This is a genomic window from Paenibacillus durus, from assembly GCF_000756615.1.
Lineage (GTDB): Bacteria > Bacillota > Bacilli > Paenibacillales > Paenibacillaceae > Paenibacillus_AQ > Paenibacillus_AQ durus.
In genome coordinates, this window is sequence record NZ_CP009288.1 from 4,761,023 (window position 1) to 4,786,918 (window position 25,896).

Annotated in this window: 15 protein-coding genes and 2 pseudogenes; 2 read left to right on the forward strand and 15 right to left on the reverse strand. The window is 56.4% G+C overall.

Annotated elements, in window-relative coordinates; translation table 11 throughout:
- Nucleotides 1-48: 48 nt before the first annotated feature.
- From PDUR_RS28910 to PDUR_RS20755, 12 genes and pseudogenes are all read right to left on the reverse strand, one after another.
- On the reverse strand, nt 49-504 hold the full coding sequence (locus tag PDUR_RS28910; protein WP_156130547.1) for a hypothetical protein: 456 nt from the start codon (nt 502-504) through the stop codon (nt 49-51).
- Between the two features lie 232 nt (nt 505-736).
- Nucleotides 737-2,108, reverse strand: a pseudogene (locus tag PDUR_RS20710) (IS1380 family transposase).
- 381 nt (nt 2,109-2,489) lie between these two features.
- Nucleotides 2,490-3,702 (reverse strand): annotated as a pseudogene (locus PDUR_RS20715) (IS701 family transposase).
- 550 nt (nt 3,703-4,252) lie between these two features.
- Nucleotides 4,253-5,458, reverse strand: coding sequence for an MFS transporter (locus tag PDUR_RS20720; RefSeq protein WP_042208008.1), 1,206 nt, complete (start codon nt 5,456-5,458; stop codon nt 4,253-4,255).
- A gap of 93 nt (nt 5,459-5,551) precedes the next feature.
- Nucleotides 5,552-5,674: a hypothetical protein gene (locus PDUR_RS30130; protein ID WP_269079194.1), complete on the reverse strand. Its 123-nt coding sequence runs from the start codon at nt 5,672-5,674 to the stop codon at nt 5,552-5,554.
- Nucleotides 5,675-5,865: 191 nt separating this feature from the next.
- Nucleotides 5,866-7,125 (reverse strand): DUF438 domain-containing protein, encoded by a 1,260-nt coding sequence (locus PDUR_RS20725; RefSeq protein WP_042208009.1) that lies wholly within the window; start codon nt 7,123-7,125, stop codon nt 5,866-5,868.
- 13 nt (nt 7,126-7,138) lie between these two features.
- Nucleotides 7,139-7,366: a DUF1858 domain-containing protein gene (locus PDUR_RS20730; RefSeq protein WP_042208010.1), complete on the reverse strand. Its 228-nt coding sequence runs from the start codon at nt 7,364-7,366 to the stop codon at nt 7,139-7,141.
- 203 nt (nt 7,367-7,569) lie between these two features.
- Entirely contained in the window at nt 7,570-8,301 is a 732-nt protein-coding gene (locus PDUR_RS20735; protein ID WP_042208011.1) for a sugar phosphate nucleotidyltransferase, read from the reverse strand.
- Nucleotides 8,302-8,325: 24 nt separating this feature from the next.
- Entirely contained in the window at nt 8,326-9,063 is a 738-nt protein-coding gene (locus PDUR_RS20740; protein ID WP_042208012.1) for a glycosyltransferase family 2 protein, read from the reverse strand.
- A complete protein-coding gene (locus PDUR_RS20745; RefSeq protein WP_233277412.1) occupies nt 9,060-10,118 on the reverse strand; it encodes a glycosyltransferase family 2 protein in 1,059 nt (352 codons plus the stop codon). Before PDUR_RS20745 ends, PDUR_RS20740 begins: the two co-directional genes overlap by 4 nt.
- A 7-nt stretch (nt 10,119-10,125) precedes the next feature.
- Nucleotides 10,126-10,950 (reverse strand): glycosyltransferase family 2 protein, encoded by an 825-nt coding sequence (locus tag PDUR_RS20750; protein WP_233277413.1) that lies wholly within the window; start codon nt 10,948-10,950, stop codon nt 10,126-10,128.
- 263 nt (nt 10,951-11,213) lie between these two features.
- Nucleotides 11,214-19,886, reverse strand: a complete 8,673-nt coding sequence (locus PDUR_RS20755; protein WP_042208014.1) for a WIAG-tail domain — start codon at nt 19,884-19,886, stop codon at nt 11,214-11,216.
- Between the two features lie 300 nt (nt 19,887-20,186).
- On the opposite strand from PDUR_RS20755, the gene PDUR_RS20760 reads away from it, so the two are divergent.
- Both PDUR_RS20760 and asd read left to right on the forward strand, forming a co-directional pair.
- A complete protein-coding gene (locus PDUR_RS20760; protein WP_042208015.1) occupies nt 20,187-21,263 on the forward strand; it encodes a YheC/YheD family endospore coat-associated protein in 1,077 nt (358 codons plus the stop codon).
- Nucleotides 21,264-21,365: 102 nt separating this feature from the next.
- Nucleotides 21,366-22,157 (forward strand): archaetidylserine decarboxylase, encoded by a 792-nt coding sequence (gene asd, locus PDUR_RS20765; protein ID WP_042208016.1) that lies wholly within the window; start codon nt 21,366-21,368, stop codon nt 22,155-22,157.
- A 133-nt stretch (nt 22,158-22,290) separates the two neighbouring features.
- On the opposite strand, the gene gpmA is transcribed toward asd, so the two are convergent.
- The 3 genes from gpmA to PDUR_RS20780 form a co-directional block, all read right to left on the reverse strand.
- Entirely contained in the window at nt 22,291-23,040 is a 750-nt protein-coding gene (gene gpmA, locus PDUR_RS20770) for a 2,3-diphosphoglycerate-dependent phosphoglycerate mutase (protein WP_042208017.1), read from the reverse strand.
- 191 nt (nt 23,041-23,231) lie between these two features.
- Nucleotides 23,232-24,017, reverse strand: coding sequence for an AraC family transcriptional regulator (locus tag PDUR_RS20775; RefSeq protein ID WP_042208018.1), 786 nt, complete (start codon nt 24,015-24,017; stop codon nt 23,232-23,234).
- A gap of 46 nt (nt 24,018-24,063) precedes the next feature.
- A complete protein-coding gene (locus tag PDUR_RS20780) occupies nt 24,064-25,803 on the reverse strand; it encodes an aminotransferase-like domain-containing protein (protein WP_042208019.1) in 1,740 nt (579 codons plus the stop codon).
- Nucleotides 25,804-25,896 lie beyond the last annotated feature (93 nt).

Sequence of the window (25,896 nt, forward strand, 5' to 3'; positions counted from 1 at the left end):
CCAGAGCTTATCTTGTTAAGACAAGCTCTGGTTCTTATTTAGGTTATACTAACTTTGACCCCAGTAAGTTCTTGCCTCAGTATTCTCAAATGACCATTCATCAATACGATAATATGGTGAAGTGGCTTCTGAAACCCAGCTACTATTATTATAAACTCGTCCACTAGTAGTTTTGACTGTTCCATCACTAAGTTCCATTCGAGCTGTAGTATAGTGCGGAACATTATACCAAACAGTCTTTCCGTAGGCTGCATCCTCCCATATAGGTGACGCGGAACTTCCAACATTCCTCGTTAATCGTTGTCCTATATGAGAGTCAGGTGTACTACTCGATGCCAATAGAGCTGATACCCCATCGCTACTCGAATTGTTATAATACCCTTCAGATTCGCTCCAGCCCCCTGAAGCTAATTCGGCAGTTTTAGCAGCAAAACTAGGAACGGCTACTGTCAAAAGAGAAAGTCCTAATGCACAAGTGAAAATAATCTTTTTTTGCCTTTTCAAGATTTCATCTCCCAAAAATGTATTTTTATTACTTTACCATATTATACTATATATGAGAAAATATAAACTATAAATATCATCCTGAATCCGTGAAATAACCAAAGCCTAAGGAGGTTCTCCCTTTTGCTGTAGCGATTCGTGTGTCAATCAAAGAAGAGAGCGGATTTGGTTAAAACGAGGCATGGGGAAACAGAGCATGCCTCGGAACAAGCTCCTTTCGAACGTAGGTTCCTTACTCTTTAGCCGACAAGGTCATATAAATGCGCCGAAACGTTTGGAACCAAGGACTCTGCCTCCCAAAGCGGAGCTTGGTCTGCCTGGCATGCTCGACCATTCGCGAAGCCAGCCAGATCAGATTTTCAATAACCGTTTTGACCCGTCTGCGGTTGACCTTCGTTCTTACCGGAGCACCCGGTTTTTGCATGGAAATTTGCCCAATCGCCCGCAGCAGATTATAAGCCACGAGGCCTGCACACAGCACCAGGTCATTCGTGGCAAATTTTCCAGAGGGCAGTCGCTCCAAATTCAGATCCGTCTTGAGTTCGCTGTGAAACTGTTCGCTCGTGGCATGGTCACGGTACAACCTCATCACTTGCCAGGGCGCACATCGCAGCGTGGTAAAAACACTTGCACGTCAATCTTGGGCACAAGCAATATTTGTCCATCGGCTTCCAGGGTTCGCTCGATCACTTGGTAGATCACGTGAATCGGACGCTTCAACTTCTTGTCGGTCCATTCCATGGAGCCTAGATAGACACGCTTGCCTTCCCGTTCTTCACAGCACATGCCGTCTTGCTCAGCGATCATCAGCCATTTCTTCCGACGACTCCCGGCGCAGATTGCGCTTGACGATGAAGTCCACGTTTTCGTCCAGGCAGACATTTAGATTCTCCAGCGCGTCGTTGCCGGCATCCATGCGAACGAGCAGAGGCGAATCTGTGATGCGGCGAGCATACTCCAGGCTGTGTAGTAGAAAAGCGGCCGCTTCTTTTTGGACATGTGTGCTACCTTCGCGCAGATTAACATTAACCCCATACCCTTCCTGCCCGAGATAAGCAAAAAAGGGAGCATAGCCGTCCACCTTCTTGTACGTCAGGGATACGCCTTCTTTTTTGGTGTTGCTATTGTCAAACGACGAAACATCTAGATCTAAGGGGAGCCAGGACCACGTTTCCCCTTCGCGGACCGTCGCCAGAACGGGAGTCAGCGGCACGGCCAAAGCACGGAGCAAATCAGCCGATTCTTCCAGCAAAATCGTTTGCCAATCATAGCTGCTGGCCGCCGCCAAATCCAGACGCTGCCGAAGGGTGGGAGAGGAGAGGAGAGGACGGGACGTGTTTGAGGCCTAACGATTTAGCGAAAAATCGATCCTTACGAAACGGCTCGATCTGATCAAAATCGCTTTTACCTTGACACAGCAATCCAAGGTAAGCAAAGACCACATCCGGGTGAGTAACGGTAGGTTGCTGCACACCAGGAAGGGAATGACGAATCAGGCGTTTGGCCATCCGGGTATGAGAAAGGAGCAGGCCAATGAGAGCTAGGCCAGAATGAGCGGTCAGCAGTTCCACGGATTGATCCAGTTGAAAACGAACGGGTTTCATACGCACCTCCAAGGTGAATTCAAGAAATACGAGGAATCTTCCCTTTTCTTTAGTTTACTTCACCGGAGGCTCTTTTTTCTAATGTTTTCATAATGTCATTTCACGGATTCAGGATCATATATTTTATTATTTAATATATTTTTCTATATATGCATATATAAATGTCTTATCCAAAAATTGTAAGACAATCCTTGCTTAGTAAAGGTTAGATTATACAAAATAATTATTTTAAACGTAAAAAAAGACACTCCTTCACTAAGAAAGAATGTCAAAAAAATTTTCAAGAGACTTCGGGAATTCTACTTTGACAGTGAATTTCTTGAAACTTAAATTTTTAATCTATAAATGAGCAAAAACGGATACAAAAAAATCCATATGTCGTTAAGCCAACTTAAAGTGATCGCAAACCATGTGAAAAGGAATGCCCTTCTGACCGCAGTCATAGACCCATTGAAGCCGGTCCCGCTGAACTTGTTTGCGAACAATGCGCAAGCCGTCACCAAACGGATGCGGCTGCCCAAGCCCGGTCGTGCAGTACAGATGAGTAAAGGCCAACAACGCCCACAGTCGGATAACGGCAACAGCCGAACGAACTTGATAGGTGTTAAAACCCAGGTTGTTTTTGGACTGGCGGAAAAAGATCTCGATGGGCCACCGTTTGGCGTAATAAGCCGAAATGGTTTCAGTATCCAAAGAAACGTCGGTGCACAAGAACGCGCGAAGGGCCTTCGGTTCGCCAAAAGCGTGCTCCGGCCAGCACAGGAGGACCACGGCGTTTTCCATCTCGTTCAAAGCGCCTTCATAGCGGTACGTCCAGTAGGAAGAGCCGTTCACGGTCACGAGGCAAACGTCTTCCTTACGGATGTGCGCGGCAAAGTCCTGTACCGAGATGCGGATGCCTTGGGGGTAGAGAATCCGATTCGTTTTTGAGCGCGCCAATCAAGTGATATCCTGCGGCTGCATAGCCGTCGATGACACGTGAGCAAGTAAACCAGGAATCGACCAGCACATAGCCCCCATGAGGCGGAAACGGTAAAGTTGCCGCCATGTCGCACACACGGTCGATTTTCGTATAGACCGCGCCGTCCAGGCGCGTGTTGGTTTTGTCGTATAAGTCAATAGAATGAATCAAGGACAGGCCCGCGCATTGGACCACCGCCGCCTGAACCTGATGGCCCCACACGACTTTGCCGAGCAGATGCGAGTGATGAAAGCCGGTGAGTGCGATAGGAGACACGGCCTGTAACGAAGGCTTCGTCTTCTGAGCAATCGTATCGTCGTAAATGACAAACAGCGGCTCCGCCTTATCCTGGGAGACTTTTAGCACGTGGCGAATCGATTCCGCTTTAACTTTGTTTTGCAGCACAGTTTCATCCCACTTGCCTTCGGCTAAAAAATGACCAAGTGTCGTACGGTGGCATTCGCTGTATTCAGCCAGATCTACAACCTTACCGCGAAATCCCTTTGCTGTGGCCGCCGCCATATACGTCTGGATATGCTCCATTACCGGCTTGGAAAAATACAACCGAAGCCGGTGTTGCAACAAATAGTTGCGCAGCGTAGCATGATCGGGTACGATGGCGGTATGAGACATAGCGATTTCTCCTTTGGTACGAGTTTGTTGTGGTGACTACTTTTTACCACATGGAGACGGCTTTGTCTCTATTCTTTTTGGTTTTACAGTTTGTCTGGAAGCGAATTTGCTCATTTATAGTTTTAATTTAATATTTCAATAGAAATAACAATGAGTACTTTTGGGATAAACCAGCCGGTTTAGGACTTAGAGCGTTTATCCTACTAAAATAATAATGGCCTGTGACCTGCACTTTTAGTACGCAAAAAGCAGATTCACAGGCCAAGTACATTTTTATGTTTCCTTGCTACTAGACATGGGTAAAATGGAATAAGATTTTATATGGAGATGTGGGATGATAAGCTGATTAGCAGCGCAAGGTTCTTGTGCTTCGCGGCTTTCACGAGCACTCATGTGCGCAGAGGCACCATGTTAAATCGCTCTATTAGTCTAGAATCCGTAGTTTTAACCACGCAGTAAAGCGAAGAACCATTTTTATTCATGGTTGGTAAAACCCTGTATCCACTAGATTTTCCTGCAAAAAGAGCCTTCGCAATGATATCCGCTTCCCTTACCGCTTACGGCTACCCCGGCCGAATACGCCCAAAAGGGGCAGCAGTAGTATGCTTGCCGCCAGTAAAGACGCCCTGATCGAGAACCGGCTGCCAACCCAGCCGACCACAGGTCCGCCGGCCGTCTGGCCAAGCGCGTCGGACTGGCTCACCATCGACAGGACGGTCGCCCGGCTCCGGCTTTCCAGATTCCGGTTCAGCCAGGAGGCGTATACCGGCTCGGCTACCGATGCAGCCATGCCGGTGATAAGCACGGCGGACACCGCGAAGCCAAATGACGGCGACAGCGCAAGTAAGGCGATGCAGGCGATGCGGACAGCCGTCAGCAGAAGTAGAACCGCAGACAGCTTCCGCTCGCCGCCCATATCGATTCTTCGCTCGGCAAAATGCACGGCAAGCAGCCCCAGCAGGGTTTCCGCCGCGCCGATAAGACCGAACCATGCCGCCATTGACAGCGGCAGATCGGGAAAGCCGATGCCGTTAATCAAATGCACCTGCCACAGACGGTCATAGCCTTCGGAGGCGGCGCTCTCGAGCAGTGTTACGAAGACCATCGTAATCAGCAGCGGGCTACTGCGCACCACGGCCGCCCCTTCCAGCCACGTATTCCGCATCGCGCGCAAATGCGAATCTTGCGGTTCGCGGTTCCGGGACTGGAACTTCGTCTCCCTCATGCAGCGTAGCAAATAAAACCCCGCCGCGAAGTAGATTGCCCCACCGGCTAAATACGGCAGATTCGGCATCAGCGTCGACAACCCCACGCTGATGCCAATGCCCAGCAAGGAAGCGGCCAGCGAGAGACGCCGGGATCGCATGAACAGGCTTCCGGCTTCTTCTTCGCCTACCTCGTCAACAATCCATGCCGTGTCCGCTCCGCTGATGAACGTCCAGCCAAGACCGAACAGCAGCTGCGCGCCCAGCACCAGGACATAGGCGGAGAGCTGAGACGTGCCCCCCGCGAGCCAAACCGCGCTGCCCTCCAGCGTGAAGCCCCCGCCCAGAATAAACATGCCGAGGATGACCGACAGCCTCCGGCTGTACGTATCGGCGACCACCCCCGTGATCCCCTCAAACACCAGTACCGTCAGCTCCAGCACCGTTCCAATGAGCATAAGCTGAAGCGGATTAAATCCCAGCTTTGCCACATAGTAGACGCTGTATGTCGTAAAAATAGTACTGCCGGCCAGAGCCGTCAAAAACTTCATCCATAAATAAACTTGTGATGCCCGGTAACAATTAAAAATATGTTCCGCCTTTCAGGCAGGCGGACCTTTCATGCCATGCGTTCGGGTGGAGGATTAATCCTCCGCTGCCGCCAAGCCGCCCAGCCCGCGCTGCCGTTCCTGTTGAGATTGGTGTACATTGGGTTTGGATTTGTGCAGATGAATAGTTGCCAGCTCGAACTGTCGGCTTCTTGACATGTTGAAGCACCTCCGTTAATGAATTGCCATAATTATAGTTTAAACGTCTTCAATTGAATATCTAAATATTTACATCGGATTTGCCTGTACAACGGAATCCGGGCGGGGTGGTTGCTCGGGCGTGCGGGAACGCTGAATTTTCTTCGACAGAAAAACCGCCGGCACTTTCGCCGGCGGTTCAAACTCCTTTTTTATTCAGACAAAATGCGTTTTTGCCCTTCCAATGCGCGAATCGGGGCGATATTTTGCGTGAATTCCAGTGTCCCCATGTAACGGCCCTCTCCGTCGCGGACAGCGAAGTAACGGATATAAATAAATTTGTCTTTGATTTGGATCCAGAAATCCTCGGCGTCTTTGCGGCCGGCCTTGAAATCCTCCAGCAGCTTCTCCACGACATGCACGCTTTGCGGCGGATGGCAGTTCTGCACGGTGCGGCCGATCACGGCCTTAGTGCGGGCAAAGATGCGTTCTTTGCCGTGGGAGAAATAACGGACGACATCGTTCTCGTCAATGAACGTCAGGTCCACCGGCAGATGATTCATGATCAGTTCAAGCTGCTGCACCGATAGAATTCCGGTCTCAAAGCGGATGAAGCCCTGCGGAGTCTCTACGCTTTTCTGGTCCTGCATCTCAGCATCCTGCGGCTCGGGAGCGCGTTCCGGCACCCACTCTTTCTCCGGCGCAGTCAGGCAGAAGCCGATCATGCCGCTCTCCCGGGCAATCTTCACCCACTCGTCCTCGGTGAGCTTGTCCAGCGCCATCGGCAAAAGAATATTCTCTTCCTTGAAGACCATTTCATTCACTTCTTTGATTATGAGTTCAAGCACCGCCGTTACTTCCTCTTGAGTTCCGGTGTTAGCGGACAGAAGGATTTTAGCTTCCTTGATCATGCTGCGGATGCCATCGTCCACGCCCCACATGACTTTGGTTGGGCCGTAAATGCCGTACTTCTCCAGGTAAGGAAACAGCAGGTTCTCCTTGCGGCTGAAGTGTTTGTCGATGTCCAGCAGGAGGTTTAGGTCCTCCAGCAGCTTAAAGATTATCCCTTCATCATCGCTCTTGCGAAATTTATCCTTGTGCAGCTCCAGGCAGAAATTGACCAGCTTCTCAATCTCCCGGTTCTCCAGCTTGAACGTATGCACCGGATGGCCGGGCTGCTCCTCGGGCCTAGATGACCGGTGAATCTCCTCAATGGAGCCTTTGAAAATAGCCGTATGCACGGAGCATAGACGCTGCACTTCGGATACCGGAATCCCTTCCTCCATCATCAGCGAATGTTCCATCGCGGAGATTTCCGCCACCGTCACATCCCCGACCGCTTCCTCAAAACGAGCCTTTACCTCTTCTACGCTCTTGCCGGCATGCAGCTCCTTGATAATTTCTTTCAGCATTTTCTGGCGCCGGGTCTGCTCTTGCACATCGACTTCCCGGTTATTGATTAATTCACTCATGTCATCCGCTCCTCTATTCTTGAATGTTGAATCCGTGACGCTGAAATGCCAGCTTGACGGAGTCGATATCCATTTTCTTAAGCTTGATGCCTTTGGCTAATGTCATGAAACGTCCGGCCGTCTGCAGCATGCCCGGCTTGGCGATATCCTGGAAACCCAACTCGATCATGATGTCCTTCACTTCGGGATTACGGCTGACCAGATCGAATATCGGTTCATTAATACTCAATGTTTTTTGCATACGACTGCGGCTCCTTACCGGTTAGTGTCCTCTTCACGGATAGGACCAATTTAATTGAGAACTCTTCTCAACATCAGACTAGCATGGGCGAAATGCCGGAATAGTGATTACAATCACAAAGTAAGAAAAACTCTTTTCGGACTCCTGTACGCTGTGCCCTACTACTCCGCAGGGACCCCAAGAACCATTAAAAAACGCCGCCGTTACGGCAGCGCATCTTTCAGCTTCTCTCCCGCCTCCCGCAGAGAATCGAACGTTCCCGCGTCGCTCCACCACTCTTTCAGCACATCGTAGCTCAGCTTGCGGTCTGCGGCATACAGGTTGTTGACGTCGGTAATCTCAAGCTCCCCCCGCCGGGAAGGGGAAATCCTCCGGATGATATCAAAAACGGCCCTGTCGTACATATAAATGCCGGTTACGCAGTAGCCGGTCTTCGGCTGTTTCGGTTTTTCTTCGATATGGGCAATCCAGGCCGAATCCTCACCGTCGAATACGGGAACGCCGTACCGCCGCGCATCCTCCACCGGTTTGAGCAGCACCTTTGCGGTGCCCTCCGGCTGCCGGAGGTAGCTGTCCACATAAGGAGTAAGATCCTCTGTGAATAAATTGTCTCCAAGCAGCACGACGAACCGCTCCCCTGAGGGAATAAAATCTTTCGCAAGCTCCAGAGCCTCGGCGATTCCGCCGGCGGCTTCCTGAATTTTATACGTCAGGGACACACCGAACTCGGCGCCGCTTCCCAGGAAATCCGTGTACATTCCGGCGGACTGTCTGCTGATTACAAGAAGAATGTCGGTGATGCCTGCCTTTCGCAGCCGGTCGACGCCGTAACAGATCATCGGATATTTGCCGACCGGAAGCAGATGCTTGTTCATCATCCGGGTGAGCGGATAAAGTCTCGTACCCGTTCCGCCTGCCAGTATGACTCCTTTCAAAGCGCATTCCTCCTCACATGTAACCTAAATAAATTGCTTGGGGTCGACCCCCCATTTTTCGATATACAATCTGCGATTGCGCTCGATCAGTTCATCCCAACCGGAACGATAGACCTCCTTGAAGCTCGCGCTTCCCTCGTGATGCACCAGACAATCGCCGGCGATCAGCAGCCGGTAACCCTGAAGCCGGGCGCGCATACAATAGTCGTCGTCCTCATAATGTCCCGGAGAGAACCTTTCGTCGAGCAGTCCGACCTTCCCGAGCACTTCCCTTTTGAATAAAAGACACAAACCAACCAGCCGCTTCGTCTCGCTCCATTTGGAGGGATCGGGAACATTTGCTGTTTCCGCCGCCGCATGGAACCCGGCAATGTCCGCATACCGGGTATCGACCATCTGCCGGCCGCTAGCATAATTCGTCACGGGACCGACAATACCGGTATTTGGAGAACTGTACAGGGCGGTCTTCAGATTGGCCAGCCAGTTCTTCGATACAATGACATCATTGTTGAGCAGCAGCAGTTCGTCCCCTGAAGCCAGCTGCAGGCCGCGATTGCAGGCGACCGGAAAGCCGGCGTTGGCAGGCAGGGAAATGAAAGTGATTTTTTCCCTTCGGCAGTATTTAGCCGTTCCATCGCTTGAGGCATTATCCACGACAATCAGTTCGTAGGGGTCGGCCGTATAACGGCGGATTGCATTCACGCAGGACCGCAAGTGACTCAGTCCGTTGAAGGTCGGAATAATAATGCTGGTCCGTGTCATATTCCGTTCCTCCAAGCCGCAAGCAACCGGCGGCTGTCCGGTCCGTTCTCTTTCCAGAGCGGATCTGCCGCGCCGCGGGCGAGCACTTCAGCCAGCGCCTCGGCGTGATCGCCGATAATCATTTGTTCCACGTTGTTTCCCGCCCCCGTATTTCCTTTTCGTATTCTGTTCGGTTTGATTACGTTGACTGTACCCGCGTTCTCTACGCGCAGCTTCTCCAGAATGGCGGCAGCCTGCGCCTTGGGCGGTACCGACAGCGCCTGGGGTCCGATCAGTTCCAGCGTTCTTCGGGATAGAGCATGAGGCACGGCGGTCATGGACCCGGCTCCCAAGTCTTCCCTGCCAAGCGCCATGTTCAGAAACATTTTGCAGCGCGTCACATTGTCGCATTTTCCGAATATGGGAAACAGCGGATTCAGATCATTGAGCGCCACATCCGCTCCCCGGTCCACAGCGGCAACGAATGGAAAGAGCTCTGGAGCGGGAATGGGCAGATCGCCGTCGAGAAACAGCATAATATCGCCCTGGCTGAGCTTCGAGCCGATTGCCCGCCCTACATCATGTCCGACCGCATTAGGACAATGGACGACAATTGCCCTGCCGCACTGCCGCGCCCGCCGGAAGCTGTTATCGATGCAGCCGTTGAGCACGACGATGATCTCCTCCGGCATAAGCCGTTCCGCTTCTCTCAGCACGGCCCCCAGGGTCTTCTCCTCATTGCAGGCGCTAATGATGACCGACAGCTTTCCGCTCAGCGCCGGCGGAGTCCATAAGGACCTGCGGGAGGTTCTTACGTAGGGACGGCCGGCGGCTCTTCCGGGGCGGCTTCCGGCGGATTTTCTAGCGGCTCTTCCAGCGGCTCTTCCAGCAGTTGCCACGCCCGTACCCGGGGCGGTTCTTAAGGAGGGCCGCTGCGATCTCAGCGCTCCGGCACTTTTCATGCCTTTTCCTTTCCGAAGCTTACGCGGCTTCTCAGGCCCCGGGAGGGCTCTATTTCGGCGGGAAAAGGCGGCTTGCGATCTGCCCGCAGGCTTCGGATGAATTCCAATTCTCATGGGTCTGTCACCTCACCATCTCCCGCCGCCGGGCTCCGTCGCCGAATCCGGCTCTCCCGCCGCCGTACTCCAGCACCAGGGAAACCGCCCGGAGATGATCCGCGACGATTATCTGCTGTAAAGGGTCCGTTCCATCCGCTTTAGGACGGATGACATTTATTCGGCCGACAGGCACTTTATGCGCCGCTACTACCCTAAGCCCTTCCATGACAGCCTTGGCCTGCGCCACCGGAGGCGATGACAACAGCCCGCTGCCGAGCACGTCCAGCGCCCTGCGGCTCAACGCGTGCGGAACCGCCGTCATCGAACTGCCTTTCAGGTCCGGACGGCGCAGCAAAATATTGAGTGCATGCTTAGAGAGCACAACCGGATGCGGACGGTGACGGCGTACAGGTCCGGAATAATTGTTCAATGCGATGTCTGCGCCTCCTCTTACAGCCACCGCGAAAGGGCGCAGCTCTTTCGCTGGAATAACGAGATCGCCGTCCGTAAACAAAAGAATCTCACCCTTCGCCGACTCCGCCCCGACACTGCGGCCAACATCATGTCCGAGCGGTTCGGCGCAGGAAATTACGCGCGCTCCGCAGGATGCGGCAATCTCCGCAGTACCATCTGAAGAGCCGTTGGCCACAACGATGACTTCACAGCGCGGATCGACCTTTCTTGCTTCCGTGACGGCCGCTGCAATCGTACCGGCTTCATTCATTGCCGGAATGATGACGGACACAAGCGGCTCGGGATGATTGCCGGAGTATACGGCTTTATGAGACCGGACGGCGCGGCGTATAGGGGAACGCCGGGCTCGGCGGGAGCGCTTTGCTGCTCGCTTCATGCTCATTCATCCTCCTTGCAGAGCATTCCCCGGGGCGGGGTTCATCACAGTGTATGTAACGGATTGCGGCCGGCAACGGCCAACGTCCACGTTTGTTTAAAATTTCGGCATCCTGTTCCGTCTTTTAAGAATGGAAAAGACCAGCACAAAGCTTTCTTAGTTATGTAGAAAAAGCACAGCCGTGGCTGCGCTTTTTCATTATTTTTCAAATAGGGAACCCGTCTATACAAGATCCTGCTCTTTAAACCCCGTGGGCCGTATTTTTAATCGAATAAACGATCCTCGGCAGCAGGCTTCGCCGCAGGAGCCCCGATAGCGATCCAGGAAAGAACGCCGTAGAAATGCTGAGTGTCCTGCAGACGGACAACCTGAATGATTGCATCCGCGCTTCCTCTGCTTTTTAGCGATGCACTGAAGAAGGGCTGGTTAGTCATGGCAACGATCACATAGCCCGTATGACCGAACGGCTCATCGAAAGTCACTGTTACATCTACGCTGTCTGACCCTGCGGCGAACATGAATGCCGACATTCCGAACTGCTGCAGCGTTGACCGGTTTCCGGCGCTGCGCACCGGATTGAAGGTCAGGTGCTCAGGACTCACAGCTTCACGCATCAGATGCTCACTGCCTACGGAAGAGGGAGCAAGATGGCAGCTCTGCACGCTTTCCTCCTCCAGATGGCTGGACTGGATAGAAAACGGGGCGATCTTCGAGCCGTCCACCGCTTCATCCTGAAGCTCCGCTCCACCTACCGCGCCTTCCGCGAGCCGATCGCCGCCGATGCTCTTCGGCGCAAGCTTGCTGCCGGTGATCGAACCGTCGGGCAGCAGCTCCGGAGAGCGCACTTCCTCAGACAGATGCTGGAGCGTAATTTCGCCCGCTGCGATATGGCGGCCTTCCACCGAGCCTTCCGCCAGATGCTCCGATTGAACAGCCGATGCCGACAAGTGCTCACCGATTACGGAGGAAGGGGCAAGATGGTAGCTCTGTACGCTCGCCTCTTCCAGATGGCGGGACTGAATAGAGAAGGAGGCGATCTTCGAACCGTCCACCGCTTCGTCCTGAAGCTCCGCTGCGCCTACCGCACCTTCGGCAAGCCGGTCGCTGCCGATGCTCTTGGGCGCAAGCTTGCTGCCGTCAATCGAGCTGTCGGGCAGCAGTTCCGGAGAGCGAACCTCGGGCGACAGATGCTGAAGCGTAATTCCGCCCGGTACGATATGACGGCTTTCCACCGATTCTTCCGCCAGATGCTCCGATTGAACGGACAATTCAGCCAATTGCTCACTGCCAATAGAGGCAGGGGCAAGATGGTAACTCTGTACACTCTCTTCTTCCAGATGGCGGGACTGAATGGAAAAGGAGGCAATCTTCGAGCCGTCTACCGCTTCATCCTGAATCTCCGCTGCGCCCACCGCGCCTTCCGCCAACCGGTCGGTGCCGATGCTCTTAGGCGCAAGCTTATTTCCGGTAAGCGAGCCGTCGGGCAGCAGCTCCGGAGAACGCACTTCCTCAGACAGATGCTGGAGCGTAATTTCTCCCGCCGCGATATGGCAGCCTTCTACCGAGCCTTCCGCCAGCTGTTCCCCGCTAACAGATGAAGGGGCCAAATGCTCCGAATGAACGGCTCCTTCACCTAATTTATCAGCGGTGACGCTGCCGTCTTGGAGCTGAACAGACGAGACCGAGTCCGGCTGGAGATGGCCGACGCCGACAGACAGGGACCCGATATGCTCGCCGCCGATAATACCGGGGGTCAAATGCTCCGGCTGAATCGCGCCCGGCGCGATGGCTTCCTTCCCTACCGAAGCTTCCGCCAAATGCTCCGATTGAACGGAAGAGACCGCTAAGTGCTCACTCTCAATGGAGGAAGGGGCAAGATGGTAACTTTTCACGCTCTGTTCTTCCAGATGGCGGGACTGAATGGAGAAGGAGGCGATCTTCGAGCCGTCCACCGCTTCGTTCTGAAGCTCCGCTCCACCAACCGCGCCTTCCGCCAGCCGGTCGCTGCCGATGCTCTTGGGCGCAAGCTTGCTTCCGTCAATCGAGCTGTCGGGGAGCAGTTCCGAAGAGCGAACCTCAGCCGACAGATGCTGGAGCGTAATTTCGCCCGCCGCGATATGGCAGCCCGCTACCGAGCCTTCCGCCAGATGTTCTCCAGTGACGGCTTGCGGGATCAAATGCTCCGAACCAACGGCTCCTTCACCCAATTTACCGGCGGTGACGCTGCCGTCTTGGAGCTGAACGGACGAGACCGAGTCCGGCAGGAGATGGCCGAGGCCGACGGATGAGGACCGGATATGCTCGCCGCCGATAATGCCGGGGGTCAAATGCTCCGGCTGAATCGCGCCCGGCGCGATGGCTTCCTTCCCTACCGAAGCTTCCGCCAAATGCTCCGATTGAACGGAAGAGAGAGCCAAGTGTTCACTGCCAATGGAGGAAGAGGCAAGATGGTAACTTTTCACGCTCTGTTCTTCCAGATGGCGGGACTGAATGGAGAAGGAGGCGATCTTCGAGCCGTCCACCGCTTCGTTCTGAAGCTCCGCCCGGCCCACCGCGCCTTCTGCCAGCCGGTCGCTGCCGATGCTCTTGGGCGCAAGCTTGCTTCCGTCAATCGAGCTGTCGGGGAGCAGTTCCGAAGAGCGAACCTTAGCCGACAGATGCTGGAGCGTAATTTCGCCCGCCGCGATATGGCAGCCCACTATCGAGCCTTCCGCCAGATGTTCACCAGTGACGGATTCGATGGCCAAATGCTCCGTACCGACGGCTCTTTCACCCAGTTTACCGGCGGTGACGCTGCCGTCCTGGAGCTGGACGGACGAGACCGAGTCCGGCTGGAGATGGCCGACGCCGACGGATGAGGACCGGATATGCTCGCCGCCGATAATGCCGGGGGTCAAATGCTCCGGCTGAATCGCGCCCGGCGCGATGGCTTCCTTCCCTACCGAAGCTTCCGCCAAATGCTCCGATTGAACGGAAGAGACCGCTAAGTGCTCACTCTCAATGGAGGAAGGGGCAAGATGGTAACTTTTCACGCTCTGTTCTTCCAGATGGCAGGACTGAATGGAGAAGGAGGCGATCTTCGAGCCGTCCACCGCTTCGTTCTGAAGCTCCGCCCGGCCCACCGCGCCTTCTGCCAGCCGGTCGCTGCCGATGCTCTTGGGCGCAAGCTTGCTTCCGTCAATCGAGCTGTCGGGGAACAGCTCCGAAGAGCGAACCTCAGCCGACAGATGCAGCAGCTTCACCCCGCCGGGAATGATGTGGCGGCCTTCTACCGAACCGTTCGCCAGATGTTCTCCAGTGACGGATTCGATGGCCAAATGCTCCGTACCGACGGCTCCCTCACCCAGTTTGCCGGCGGTGACGCTTCCGTTCTGAAGCTGAACGGACGAGACCGAGTCTGGGAGGAGATGGACGAGGCCGACGGATGAGGAGCGGATATGCTCACCGCCGATAATGCCGGGGGTCAAATGCTCCGGCTGAACCGCGCCCGCCGCAATATGCCGGCCTTCCACCGAGCCTTCCGCCAGATGTTCTCCAGTGACGGATTCGATGGCCAAATGCTCCGTACCGACGGCTCCTTCACCCAGTTTACCGGCGGTGACGCTGCCGTCCTGAAGCTGGACGGATGAGACCGAGTCCGGCAGAAGATGGCTGGCACCGACGGATGAGGAGCGGATATGCTCGCCGCCGATAATGCCGGGGGTCAAATGCTCCGGCTGAACCGCGCCCGCCGCAATATGCCGGCCTTCCACCGAACCGTTCGCCAGATGTTCCGATTGAACGGACGATGCCGCCAATTGTTCGCTGCCGATGGAGGATGAAGCAAGATGATAGTTCTGTACGCTCTCTTCTTCCAGATGGCGGGACTGAATGGAAAAGGAGGCGATCTTCGAGCCGTCTACCGCTTCATCCTGAAGCTCCGCTCCGCCCACCGCGCCTTCAGCCAGCCGGTCGCTGCTGATACTCTTCGGCGCAAGCTTATTTCCGGTAAGCGAACCGTCGGGCAGCAGTTCCGCGGAGCGAACCTCGGCTGACAGATGCTGGAGCGTAATTTCACCCGCCGCAATATGCCGGCCTTCCACCGAGCCGTCCGCCAGATGTTCCGATTGAACGGACGATGCCGCCAATTGTTCGCTGCCGATAGAGGATGAAGCAAGATGATGGCTCTGCACGCTCTCTTCTTCCAGATGGCGGGACTGAATGCAAAAGGAGGCGATCTTCGAGCCATCTACCGCTTCATCCTGAAGCTCCGCTGCGCCCACCGCGCCTTCCGCCAACCGGTCACTGCCGATGCTCTTCGGCACAAGCTTATTTCCGGTAAGCGAGCCGTCGGGCAGCAGATCCGGGGAGCGGACCTCGGCCGACAAATGCTGGAGTGTAATTTCTCCGGCCGCGATATGGTGGCCTTCCACCGAACCGTCCGCCAGATGTTCTGATTGAACGGACGATACCGCCAATTGTTCGCTGCCGATAGAGGATGAAGCAAGATGATAGCTCTGTACGCTCTCTTCTTCCAGATGCCGGGACTGAATGGAAAAGGAGGCAATCTTCGAGCCGTCCACCGCTTCATCCTGAAGCTCCGCTCCGCCTACGGCGCCTTCGGCCAGCCGGTCGCTGCCGATGCTCTTGGGCGCAAGCTTATTTCCGGTAAGCGAGCCGTCGGGCAGCAGATCCGGGGAACGTACCTCGGGCGACAAATGCTGGAGTGTAATTTCTCCGGCCGCGATATGGTGACCCTCTACTGAGCCTTCCGCCAGATGTTCTCCGGTGACGGCTTCCGCGATCAAATGCTCGGAGCCGACTGCTCCTTCACCAAGTTTACTGGCGGTGACGCTGCCGTCCTGAAGCTGAACGGATGAGACCGAATCCGGTTGAAGATGGCTGACACCGACGGATGAGGGGCGGATATGCTCGCCGCCGATAACGCTGGAGGTCAAATGCTCCGATTGAATCGCACCGGGCCCGATGGCCTTCTTCCCTACCGAGCCTTCCGCCAGATGCTCCAATTGAACGGACGATGCCGTCAAGTGCTCGCCGCCGACGGAGGATGGAGCAAGATGATAGTTCTTCACGCTCGCCTCCTCCAGATGCCGGGACTGGATAGAGGAGGGTGCAATCTTCGAGCCGTCTACCGCTTCATCCTGAAGCTTTGCTCCGCCCACGGCGCCGTCCGCCAGCCGGTTGCTGCCGATGCTCTTGGGCGCGAGCTTGCTTCCGGGTAGCGAGCCGTCGGGCAGCAGTTCCGGGGAGCGGACCTCGGCTGACAAATGCTGGAGCGTAATTTCTCCTGCCGCGATATGGCGGCCTTCCACCGAGCCTTCCGCCAGATGTTCTCCAGTGACGGCTTCCGCGATCAAATGCTCGGAGCCGACTGCTCCTTCACCAAGCTTACTGGCGGTAACGCTGCCGTCCTGAAGCTGAACGGACGAGACCGAATCCGGTTGAAGATGGCTGACACCGACGGATGAGGAACGGATATGCTCGCTGCCTATAATGCCGGGGGTCAAATGCTCCGATTGAACCGCGCCGGGCCTGATGGCCTTCTTCCCTACCGAGCCTTCCGCCAGATGCTCTGATTGAACAGCCGATGCCGCCAATTTGGCGGAATGGACGCTGCCGTTCGCAAGCTTGGCGGCAGTTACTGCGGAATCGCCGAGCTTATCGCTCGTTATGCTCTCGGGCGACAGCTTAAGCGAGGTCACCGCATTATCCGCCAGATGATGGGGCTGAACCGCTTCTGCGCCAAGATGGTAACTCTGTACGCTCGCCTCTTCCAAATGGCGGGACTGGATGGAGAAGGGGGCGATCTTCGAGCCGGTCACTGATTTATCCTGAAGCTCCGCTCCGCTGACCGCACCTTCAGCCAGCCGGTCACTGCCAATGCTCTTGGGCGCAAGCTTGCTTCCGGGGAGCGAGCCATCGGGCAGCAGCTCCGTGGATCGCACCTCAGCCGACAGATGCAGCAGCTTTACGCCGCCGGGGATGATATGGCGGCCTTCCACCGAGCCGTCCGCCAGATGTTCTCCAGCGACAGATTCTGCGGCCAAATGCTCGGAGCGGACGGCTCCCTCGCCGAGTTTGTCAGAGGTGACGCTGCCGTCCTGAAGCTTTATGGACGAGACCGAACCCGGCAGGAGATGGCCCAGTCCGATGGATGAGTAGCGGATATGTTCGCCGCCGATAATACCGGGGGACAAATGCTCCGACTGAACCGCGCCCGCCTCAATGGCTTCCTTCCTTACCGAGCCTTCCACCAGATGCTCCGATTGAACGGACGATGCCGTCAAGTGCTCCCCGGCGACGGAGGATGGAGCAAGATGTGAGCTCTGCACACTCGCCTCTTCCAGATGGCGGGACTGGATGGAATAGGGGGCGATCTTGGAACCGCTCACCGCTTCATCCTGAAGCTCCGCTCTGCCCACCGCACCTTCGGCCAACTGATCATTGCCGATGCTCTTCGGCGCAAGCTTGCTCCCGGCAATCGATCTATCGAGCAGCAGATCCGGGGACCGTACCTCATCTGACAGATGCTGAAGTGTAATCCCCCCCGCTGCGATATGCCGGCCTCTCACCGAGCCGTCCGTCAGATGCACCGCACCGACGGATTCTGGAGCCAAGTGTACGGAACCGACCGCATTTTCACCCAGTTTATTGGCAGTGACGCTGCCGTCCTGAAGCTGGACGGATGAAACCGAGTCCGGCAGAAGATGGCTGACGCCCACAGACAGGGAGCTGATATGCTCGCCGCCGATGATGTCTTGGGACAAATGCTCCGAATGTATCGCACCCGTCTCAATATGACGGCTTTCCACCGAGCCGTCCGCCAGATGCTCCGATTGAACGGATGATGCGGCCAGCTTGGCGGAATGGACGCTGCTGTCAGCCAGCTTAGCGGCAGTTACCGCGCAATCGCCGAGCTTATCGCTCGTTACGCTCTCGGGCGACAGCTTGAGCGAGGTTACCGCATGATCCGCGAGATGATGAGGCTGAACCGCTTCCGCGGCAAGATGGATATCCTTTACTGCACCCTCCGCCAGCTTATCCCCGGTCACCGATCCTGGCTGTAGGGCAATAGGGGCTACGCTGTTCTTCCGCAAATGCCGGGTATCCACCGCTCCGGCTGCCAGATGCTCGGCATCCACCGCAGCGTCCTGCAGAACGCGGGCGCTGACGCTTGAATCGGCAAAATGCTTCTCTCCCACCGCACAGAACGCGATATGCTCGCCGCTTACTGCACCCGGAGCAAGCGCGGATCCGCCGACCGCACCCGTGGCCAGCTTGCTTGCAACAACACTGCCGTCAGCCAGCTTGGCGGCGGTAACGCTCTGCGGACGAAGATGCCCTTCGCCCACCGCTTCCCCGGCGAGTTCCCCGCCCCCAACGGCTCCCGCCGCCAGGTGCCGGGCATGCACCGCGCTGTCCTGAATCTGGCCCGGTCCCACAGCATCAGCTGCAAGCTGTTCTTCCCTTACAGCTTCGCGCTGAAGGTGGGCGTTGCCCACGGACTGAGGCGCAAGCTGCGGACCGCGCACGGCGGATTTGGCGATATGCCGGGTGCTCACGACCTCGTCGGCCAGCTTGTGCCCGAGCACGCTCTGATCGGCAATCTTGGACGAGGTGACCGCCTGTTCCACCAGCTGAGCCGTGCCTACAGCGCCTTCCGCCAGCTTGGCGTAAGTTACGCCCCGGTCCGCCAGATGGCGCCCGATAATCGCTCCGCTGGCGATATGCCCGCTGGTGACGCTGTCCGGAGCAAGATGCGAACTCTGCACGGAGTCATTGCCAAGTTCCCTGGAACCGACTGCACCTTCAGCCAGATGCCCGCTGCCAACGGTACCAAGTTGGATCTGCTCCCCGCCGATGATCCGGCCTACGAGCTGTTCTCTGCCGATGGCTCCCGGCGCAAGATGCTTCGCTCCAATAATGCCATTTGTCAGATGGCGGCCCTCGATGGCGCCTTCCTCCAGCTTCGCTCCGGAAATGGAGTCGTCTTCGATGATGTCGCCGCCGACCGATCCGTCAGCCAGCTTGGAACGGTCGATAAGGCCGTTCTCCAGATGGCGGCCGGCAATCGAGCCGCTCTGGATTTTATCTCCGGTGACCGCTCCTTCCTCCAGCAGCTCGGTGGTGACGACGCATTCGCTCAAATGGCGGCTTTCAATCGACCGCTCGGCGATTTTGCTGGCGTCGATCAGACGGTCGGCCAGCTTCTCCGGACCGATGCTGCCCGCCTTCAGCTTCTCGCCGCCGATGGAGTGGTCAAGCAGCTTGCCGCCGGAGACGCTACCTTCGGCCAAATGTTCGCCCGACACGGATTCAGGCGCAATTTTGCTTGAAGTTATCGCCTTGTCCGCGATATGGATGGTTTGAACTGCATAATCCTGAAGCCAGGGAGCGCCGATAATGCCAGGCTTCAGCTTTGATCCGTCAATGCTGCGCGGAGCAATTTTCGGTCCGGTCACCGCTCCGTTCGACAGGTCATCGGTATATATCTTCCGCTTCTCTTTCTCGAGTTTCCCGGCGAGAGAGAACGTCTCCGGCTTTACGTCTTCTTCGGCAGCGGCATCCGCCGTCTTCCCTGCAGGGAACGCTACCGGGTTGGCAGCCGCAGCGGAGTGCAGCGCCAGCGCCTCTTTTTCCATGTTATCTGCCGGTTTGACAGTCAGGCCCATGTTGTCTTCCAGTTTGACAGGTGGGGCTACGATCTCTTCCTGTTTAATTGCCGGGGCTACGATCTCTTCCTGTTTGATTGCCGGGGCTATGATTTCTTCCGGTTTGAAGGTCAGGTCTATATCCGTTTCTTCACTTTCCACATCACCCTTCCCAGACTGCTGCCACCCGTCTTCCAGTATACTCAGTTCCTTGATGTTGGGATTATCCACAAAATACAGCCGTTTTTTCGCCTTGCTCGGCAGCTTCTTTCTGGATCTGCTCACAAGCAGTCCCTCCCTCCCTGTGTTATCGCCTAAGCATCATATGCGGGAAACCGGGCGAATGACACCCTTTTCTCCCATTTCGGAAGCCAAAAGACGAATAGAGATAAGAGATCCATCTCCATAGACAAGCTGCTTAAGTCAAACGGACAACTATTTTTCATCAATTGAAGGGAATACATGAAAAAGGGCGCCTGCCACTCGCTCATTCGTCCACCCTGACAAGCGGGTATGCACATATCTTAATTGAAGAGGTCAACATTAGCCGCAAGGCGCGGATTACCACCCGGGAGGGATAGACTAATGGAGCAAAAAAACGTCGGTATACTGCTGAATGCCTCCGCCCACCGGGGCGTTCCCCAAGGCAGGACGGGGTGGGAATCCCTCGCATGCTACGAGGAAGCTGCAGACGCCTACGGCCTGACTCCCTGCTATTTGAAGCTGTCGGACATTGATTCCGCCACCGGTTACAGCACCGCTTATATCAAGGGTCATCAAGGCTATAAAAGAGTCGTTATCCCCATTCCCCAAGTCATCCATAACCGGGCTATTTATCCTCCCGGAAATACCGGGACCGAGCGGCTGGCCGCCCGCGGGGTGAAGGTGTTCAACAGACGCAGCCGGTACGGCAAGGACGAGATCCACCGGCTGCTGTCGCTTAATTCCGGACTTCTCCGCCATCTTCCGGGTACGGAAGCAGGAAGCGAAGGACTGCGGAGAATGATGGAACAGTATCCGGATCTTATTCTGAAGCCCCGCCGGGGGAGCATCGGCAAAGGGATTATGCGTATGCGGCGCGAAGACAAGAAAGGCTGGTTGTTGGATTATCTGCATAATGGCCGGATGGTCACTGTCAATATCGATCCCTCCAGTCTTCCGTATGCGCTGCTGCGCCGAATAGATGCCGGCTCTTATCTCATTCAGGAGCGCATCCCGCTTGCGGAGGCGGGCGGAAGACCCTTTGATTTACGGGTTACCGTCCAGCGGAGATGGGGCGGCGAATGGGCCGTAACCGGCCTCTTCGCCAAGCTGGCGCCTCCCGGCGGCTTTGTCTCGAACATCGCCCAAGGCGGAGAAGCGGCGCAAGCCGCCTTTGCGCTGGAGCAGGCTTTTCCCGCCCGCGCCGCCGCTCATTACCGCATGTCGGCTGCAAGCCTCGGCCTTGCGGTTGCACACTGCCTGGAGCACAGCCTGCCCGGACTGGCCGATATCGGACTCGACATCGGGCTTACGCGGGACGGGAAGCTTTTTTTCATCGAATGCAACGGACGAGACCAGCGGTACGGGTTCTACAAGGCGGGACTGCCTGAAGTCTGGAAGGACACCTACCGGCGGCCGATGGGATATGCGCGGTATTTGCTGGAAGGCGGATCGGAGTGATAACGTTATTGATTTGTCCTCTATTCTATGTCAATATAATGCAGAGCGGCCCTGGGCCTAAAGAACCCGGGGCTGCGCTGTATGACGGAAGGGTGACAAGGCATGGTTAAACGACTCCTGCGGCTGATGACCGAGTTGTCCTCGCACAGGTGGATTTCCCGCATAATGGGCGCTTTTTCCCACAGCAGGATCAGCCGGTTTCTTATCCCGGCATTTATCCGGACCTATCATATTCCCGCTTCGCAGGCCGAGAAAGACCCCCGGGAATACGCGACTCTCAACGAGTTCTTCAGCCGCAGGCTGAAGCAGGGCATGCGGCCCGTCACGGAAGAGACGGACGCTCTGGCAAGCCCCGTTGATGCGATGATTACGGCGATGGGGAAGATTGAATCGGGAACAATTCTGAATGTAAAAGGACAAGACTATAATCTGGAGGAGCTGCTGAACCACTCCCCCCATCAGGAGCTTTACAAGAAAGGCTTTTTTTTCGTGCTGTATTTAAGTCCTACCGACTATCACCGCATTCATTCTCCCGTTACCGGAAAAAAGACGGAGAGCGACCATATTCGCGGGCGCTGTTATCCTGTTAACGAATTTGGCATGAAGCATATGAAAGGCGTGCTGTGCCGCAACGAGCGGCTGATCACCTATATCGCCCACAGTGCCGGTGAAGTTGCGGTCGTGAAGGTGGGCGCGATGAACGTCAGCAGCATCCGCTATTCAGTCGAAGGCAAAAGTGTATGGGAAATCGGCGAGGACCTCGCTTACTTCGAGTTCGGTTCGACGGTGGTGCTGCTGACCGAGAGCGGCATTTTCAGCCCCCGTCCGGGACTTGAGCCCGGCACGAAGGTCAAGATGGGCGAGCTGCTTGGATTTTTGCAGCCAGCAAAATAAGCGGTATCCTGAGTTGAACCGAAGCAGGCCGGCAGATCGGCAGGATGAGAATCCGCCTAGCTGCCGGCCTGTTCTTTTTCAGCTTACGAACCTGTAAGGGGAAGCTTCTTTTTTGTTCCGAGAAAAGCCTCCTTCATTCGCTTACCTTGCCCTGATTTGCCACCTCGCGGGCTTTGGCCTCCACCTTCTCCTGCTCGCCGAGATAGAACCGGCGGATCGGCTTCACATCGTCGTCCAGCTCGTAAACGAGAGGAATGCCGGTTGGAATATTGAGATCCAGCAGCGCGGCCTCGTCGAGGTCTTCCATATATTTAATCAAGGCGCGCAGCGTGTTGCCGTGCGCCGAAATGAGCACACGCTCTTTCTTGCGGACAAGCGGCACGATCCGGTTCCCCCAGAAGTCTCCGACCCGGTGGACCGTGTCCTCCAGACTCTCGCCGAGGGGAATATCTTCGGGACGCAGCTCCTGGTAGCGTCTGTCGTTTCTCGCGTAGCGCGGATCGTCCGGCTCCAGCAGCGGCGGCCGGACCGACAGGCTGCGCCGCCAAATATGCAGCTGCTCGTCGCCATATTTTACCGCCGTCTCCGACTTGCTGAGGCCCTGAAGCGCGCCGTAATGCCGCTCGTTCAGCTTCCACGATTTCTGCACGGGAATCCACAGCAGGTCCAGCTCTTCCAAAACAAGATTGAGCGTCTTGATGGAACGCTTGAGCACCGAAGCAAAGGCAAGGTCAAACGTATACCCGGCTTCCTTCAGTGTTCTCCCCGCGTCCTTGGCTTCGTGTATCCCCTTCTCCGTGAGATCCGGGTCGCTCCAGCCGGTAAAAAGGTTCTGCCGATTGTATTCGCTCTCTCCATGCCGTATCAGCACGATTTCGTACATATGACGCTCTCCTCCTGTCCCCACTCGCCTGCTATTTTGCTCACAATAGTCATTTAATACAATTTTCAGTCGTTTTAAACGCCGCAGCACAAGAAAAACCGAAGACCCAAAAGCGTCTCCGGTTCGTTTGTCACATTTATTTATCAGATCAAGCAGTCACTGGACCTTGCGTCCCTAATTTAAAACCACATTTAGCGAATTTCCGAGGGGCTCTTCCCTGTATGCTGCTTGAACTGGCGGCTGAAAAAGAAAATATCGCGGTATCCGAGCGCATCCGCCACCTCCGTCACGTTCATTCCCGCGTACAGCAGCAAATGCTGGGCCCGTTCGATCCGGGTACGGATAACGTAAGACTGCACGGAGGAGCCGATCAGTTCCTTGAATTTGATGGAAAAATAGCGCGGCGACAGACCGGCGCGGGCGGCCAGCTCCTCTACCCGATGCACAGCGCCGGGATGCTGGCTGATATAATTCGCGACCTCGTGGATGACCTCCACTAGTTGGTTGCTGACACTCCGTTCTACCGGCTTGACCCGGTCTTCCCGCAGCAGGTTGATCATAATCTGCTTAAGAATCAGTTGGCCCTCTTCCTCCGCGGCGAAGGTCTTGACCAGAAACAACCGGACGTAGCGGGCAAGCAAATGCTCGAACTCCAACGTCTCCGTCAGCTTGCGGTAAGGCTCGGGAATATCGGTGACCGGCTCTTTGACGTCAAAATGAATATATGTAAGCACAAGCGGCTTCTGCGGGTTATGCGATGCGCTAGTATGATCTCCCGGACGAAACAGGAAACAGCTTCCCTTCCCTACTTCATAGGCTGTGCCGTTGCGCACAACCGTTCCTTCGCCGCTCCAGACGTAGAACAGATCATAGTTGGGCAGCGGCTTCTCCCTTTTCTGCCATTTCCATCCCGGCTCGCAGACGATTTTGGCCAAGGCGGGAAGGATGACAAAAGCGGACGGCGATGCATGCAGCATCCTTTCTCCCTCCTTCATCATGAATAGCTTATCCTATCATACCTGTTCACGCTTCATTTTGCACATCGTTCCAGGCCAGCGACAGCCGCCGCATCCCCTCAATCAGTTCCTCCTCGTCCAGATGGGAAAAAGCAAAGCAGGCGGCGGGCTCTCCAGGTGTAATCCGGTAAAGGGCGGCGTCTCTGAAATCGACGTCCCGCCGCTTGGCCGCCTTCTGAAAGCGCGCAAATTCCTCCTCGCCCCGCAGCCAGCGGGCGTATATATGCAGCCCCGCGTCGCCGGGCTGCGGATGGAACAGGCCGCCCGGCATTCCGGCCAGCAGCTCGCGGAGAATGCGGCCGCGTTCGCCATAGAGGCGCGTCATCCGCCGGATATGGCGGGCGTATACGCCAAGCGACATGAAGCGGGCCAGCGCCCGCTGTTCCAGCAGCCCGGCGGGAAGCGGCTCGTAAAGCGCCTTCGCCGCCGTCACAGGCGGGATCAGGGAAGGCGGCAGGACGGCATAGCCGAGGCGAAGCCCGGCGAACATCGTGTTGGAGAAGGAGCCGATATACACGACGCGCTCCTCCCGGTCCAGCGCCTTCAGCGGCTCGATGGGACGGCCGGACCAGCGGAACTCGCTGTCGTAATCATCCTCGATAATGATCGCCCGCCGGGCCGCCGCCCATTCGAGCAGCCTCCGCCGCCGTTCAAGCGGCAGGACCGCGCCTGTGGGATATTGGCGGCTCGGCGTCACGAACAGCAACCGGGCGTCCCAGTCCTGCGGCACAAGGCCGCTGCCGTCCACGCGGCCTGGTACCGGCACGCCGCCGGACACCTCGACGGCGCGCCGGATGCCGTGAAAGCCGGGGTCCTCGACGACGGCCTGGCCGCCGCTGTCCAGCAGCAGCTGAGTCAGCAGGACGATGCCCTGCATGGAGCCGCTGAACGTCACGATATGCTGCGCTTCGGCACGGATGCCTCGGGTAATCCGCAGATGCGCCGCAATCGCCCGCCGCAGCCCCTCGTCTCCCTGCGGCGGCGCGGAGACGGCGAGCGCACCGCCGCCCCTGCCCCCAGCATGGGACAGCGCGCTGCGCCATTCCGCGTAGGGGAAATGCTCCATCGGCATTACGGCGCTGCGGAAGCTGATGACTGAGTCCCCCGCAGCCTGCTCCCTTACAGGCGGCCGCGCCGCAAGCCGCCGGGCCCAGGCGGACAGCGGAATGTCCGCCATAAGGCTCGGAATTGCTGCGGCTCCCTCCGCCGGCAGCGAGGTTCCGCCGCTCCCTTCTGCGGAGAGCGGTCTCCCCGGCCTGCCGGGATGAGCCGGGGCTTCCCCAGACCGGCCTTCCCTAATGGAGGCGCGGTTTCGCCCCGCTTCGCGGGGAGGTTCCCCCATCCCGGCACGGGCTTCCGTCTGTCCCACGGTTCCTTCCGCCATTCCTGCGCTGGCTTCCGCCTGTCCCGTGCTTTCGTCCGCCATCCCCGAACGATCCTGCGCCTGTCCCGCTCTTTTTTCAGCCGCTTGACCGCCCTCCGTCACGAAACTGTCCCTCGACACGAAGGTTCCGCGTCCCGTTTCCGATTTTACATAGCCGTCGGCACTGAGCATATCGTACACCTGAGCCGCCGACCCCCGCGACAGACCGTATAAAGCGGCAAGTTTGCGGGTCGAGGGAAGCCGCGCGCCTCCCGGCAAATTCCCGCTTAAGATCGCCGCCCTAAGCGCATGATACAGCGCCAGATACTTATAGCGGTATTCGGCCAAGTATTCGTCAAAGCTTAATATTGGAATGGCGTCCATGCCTTCCTTCCCCCCATTCAAGTGGACCAATAAAAATAATGTAAATGGGCTCTTTTTTCTTGTCAATCTCCTGTTATGCTGTTGGTTAACCAT

Excerpts from the sequence above, each read along its gene's own strand:
- PDUR_RS20720 (WP_042208008.1), bottom strand. The coding sequence starts at position 5,458 with ATGAAGTTTTTGACGGCTCTGGCCGGCAGTACTATTTTTACGACATAC.
- PDUR_RS30130 (WP_269079194.1), bottom strand. The coding sequence starts at position 5,674 with ATGTCAAGAAGCCGACAGTTCGAGCTGGCAACTATTCATCTGCACAAA.
- PDUR_RS20725 (WP_042208009.1), bottom strand. The coding sequence starts at position 7,125 with ATGAGTGAATTAATCAATAACCGGGAAGTCGATGTGCAAGAGCAGACC.
- PDUR_RS20730 (WP_042208010.1), bottom strand. The coding sequence starts at position 7,366 with ATGCAAAAAACATTGAGTATTAATGAACCGATATTCGATCTGGTCAGC.
- PDUR_RS20740 (WP_042208012.1), bottom strand. The coding sequence starts at position 9,063 with ATGACACGGACCAGCATTATTATTCCGACCTTCAACGGACTGAGTCAC.
- PDUR_RS20745 (WP_233277412.1), bottom strand. The coding sequence starts at position 10,118 with ATGAGAATTGGAATTCATCCGAAGCCTGCGGGCAGATCGCAAGCCGCC.
- PDUR_RS20750 (WP_233277413.1), bottom strand. The coding sequence starts at position 10,950 with ATGAAGCGAGCAGCAAAGCGCTCCCGCCGAGCCCGGCGTTCCCCTATA.
- PDUR_RS20760 (WP_042208015.1), top strand. The coding sequence starts at position 20,187 with ATGGAGCAAAAAAACGTCGGTATACTGCTGAATGCCTCCGCCCACCGG.
- asd (WP_042208016.1), top strand. The coding sequence starts at position 21,366 with ATGGTTAAACGACTCCTGCGGCTGATGACCGAGTTGTCCTCGCACAGG.
- gpmA (WP_042208017.1), bottom strand. The coding sequence starts at position 23,040 with ATGTACGAAATCGTGCTGATACGGCATGGAGAGAGCGAATACAATCGG.
- PDUR_RS20775 (WP_042208018.1), bottom strand. The coding sequence starts at position 24,017 with ATGCTGCATGCATCGCCGTCCGCTTTTGTCATCCTTCCCGCCTTGGCC.
- PDUR_RS20780 (WP_042208019.1), bottom strand. The coding sequence starts at position 25,803 with ATGGACGCCATTCCAATATTAAGCTTTGACGAATACTTGGCCGAATAC.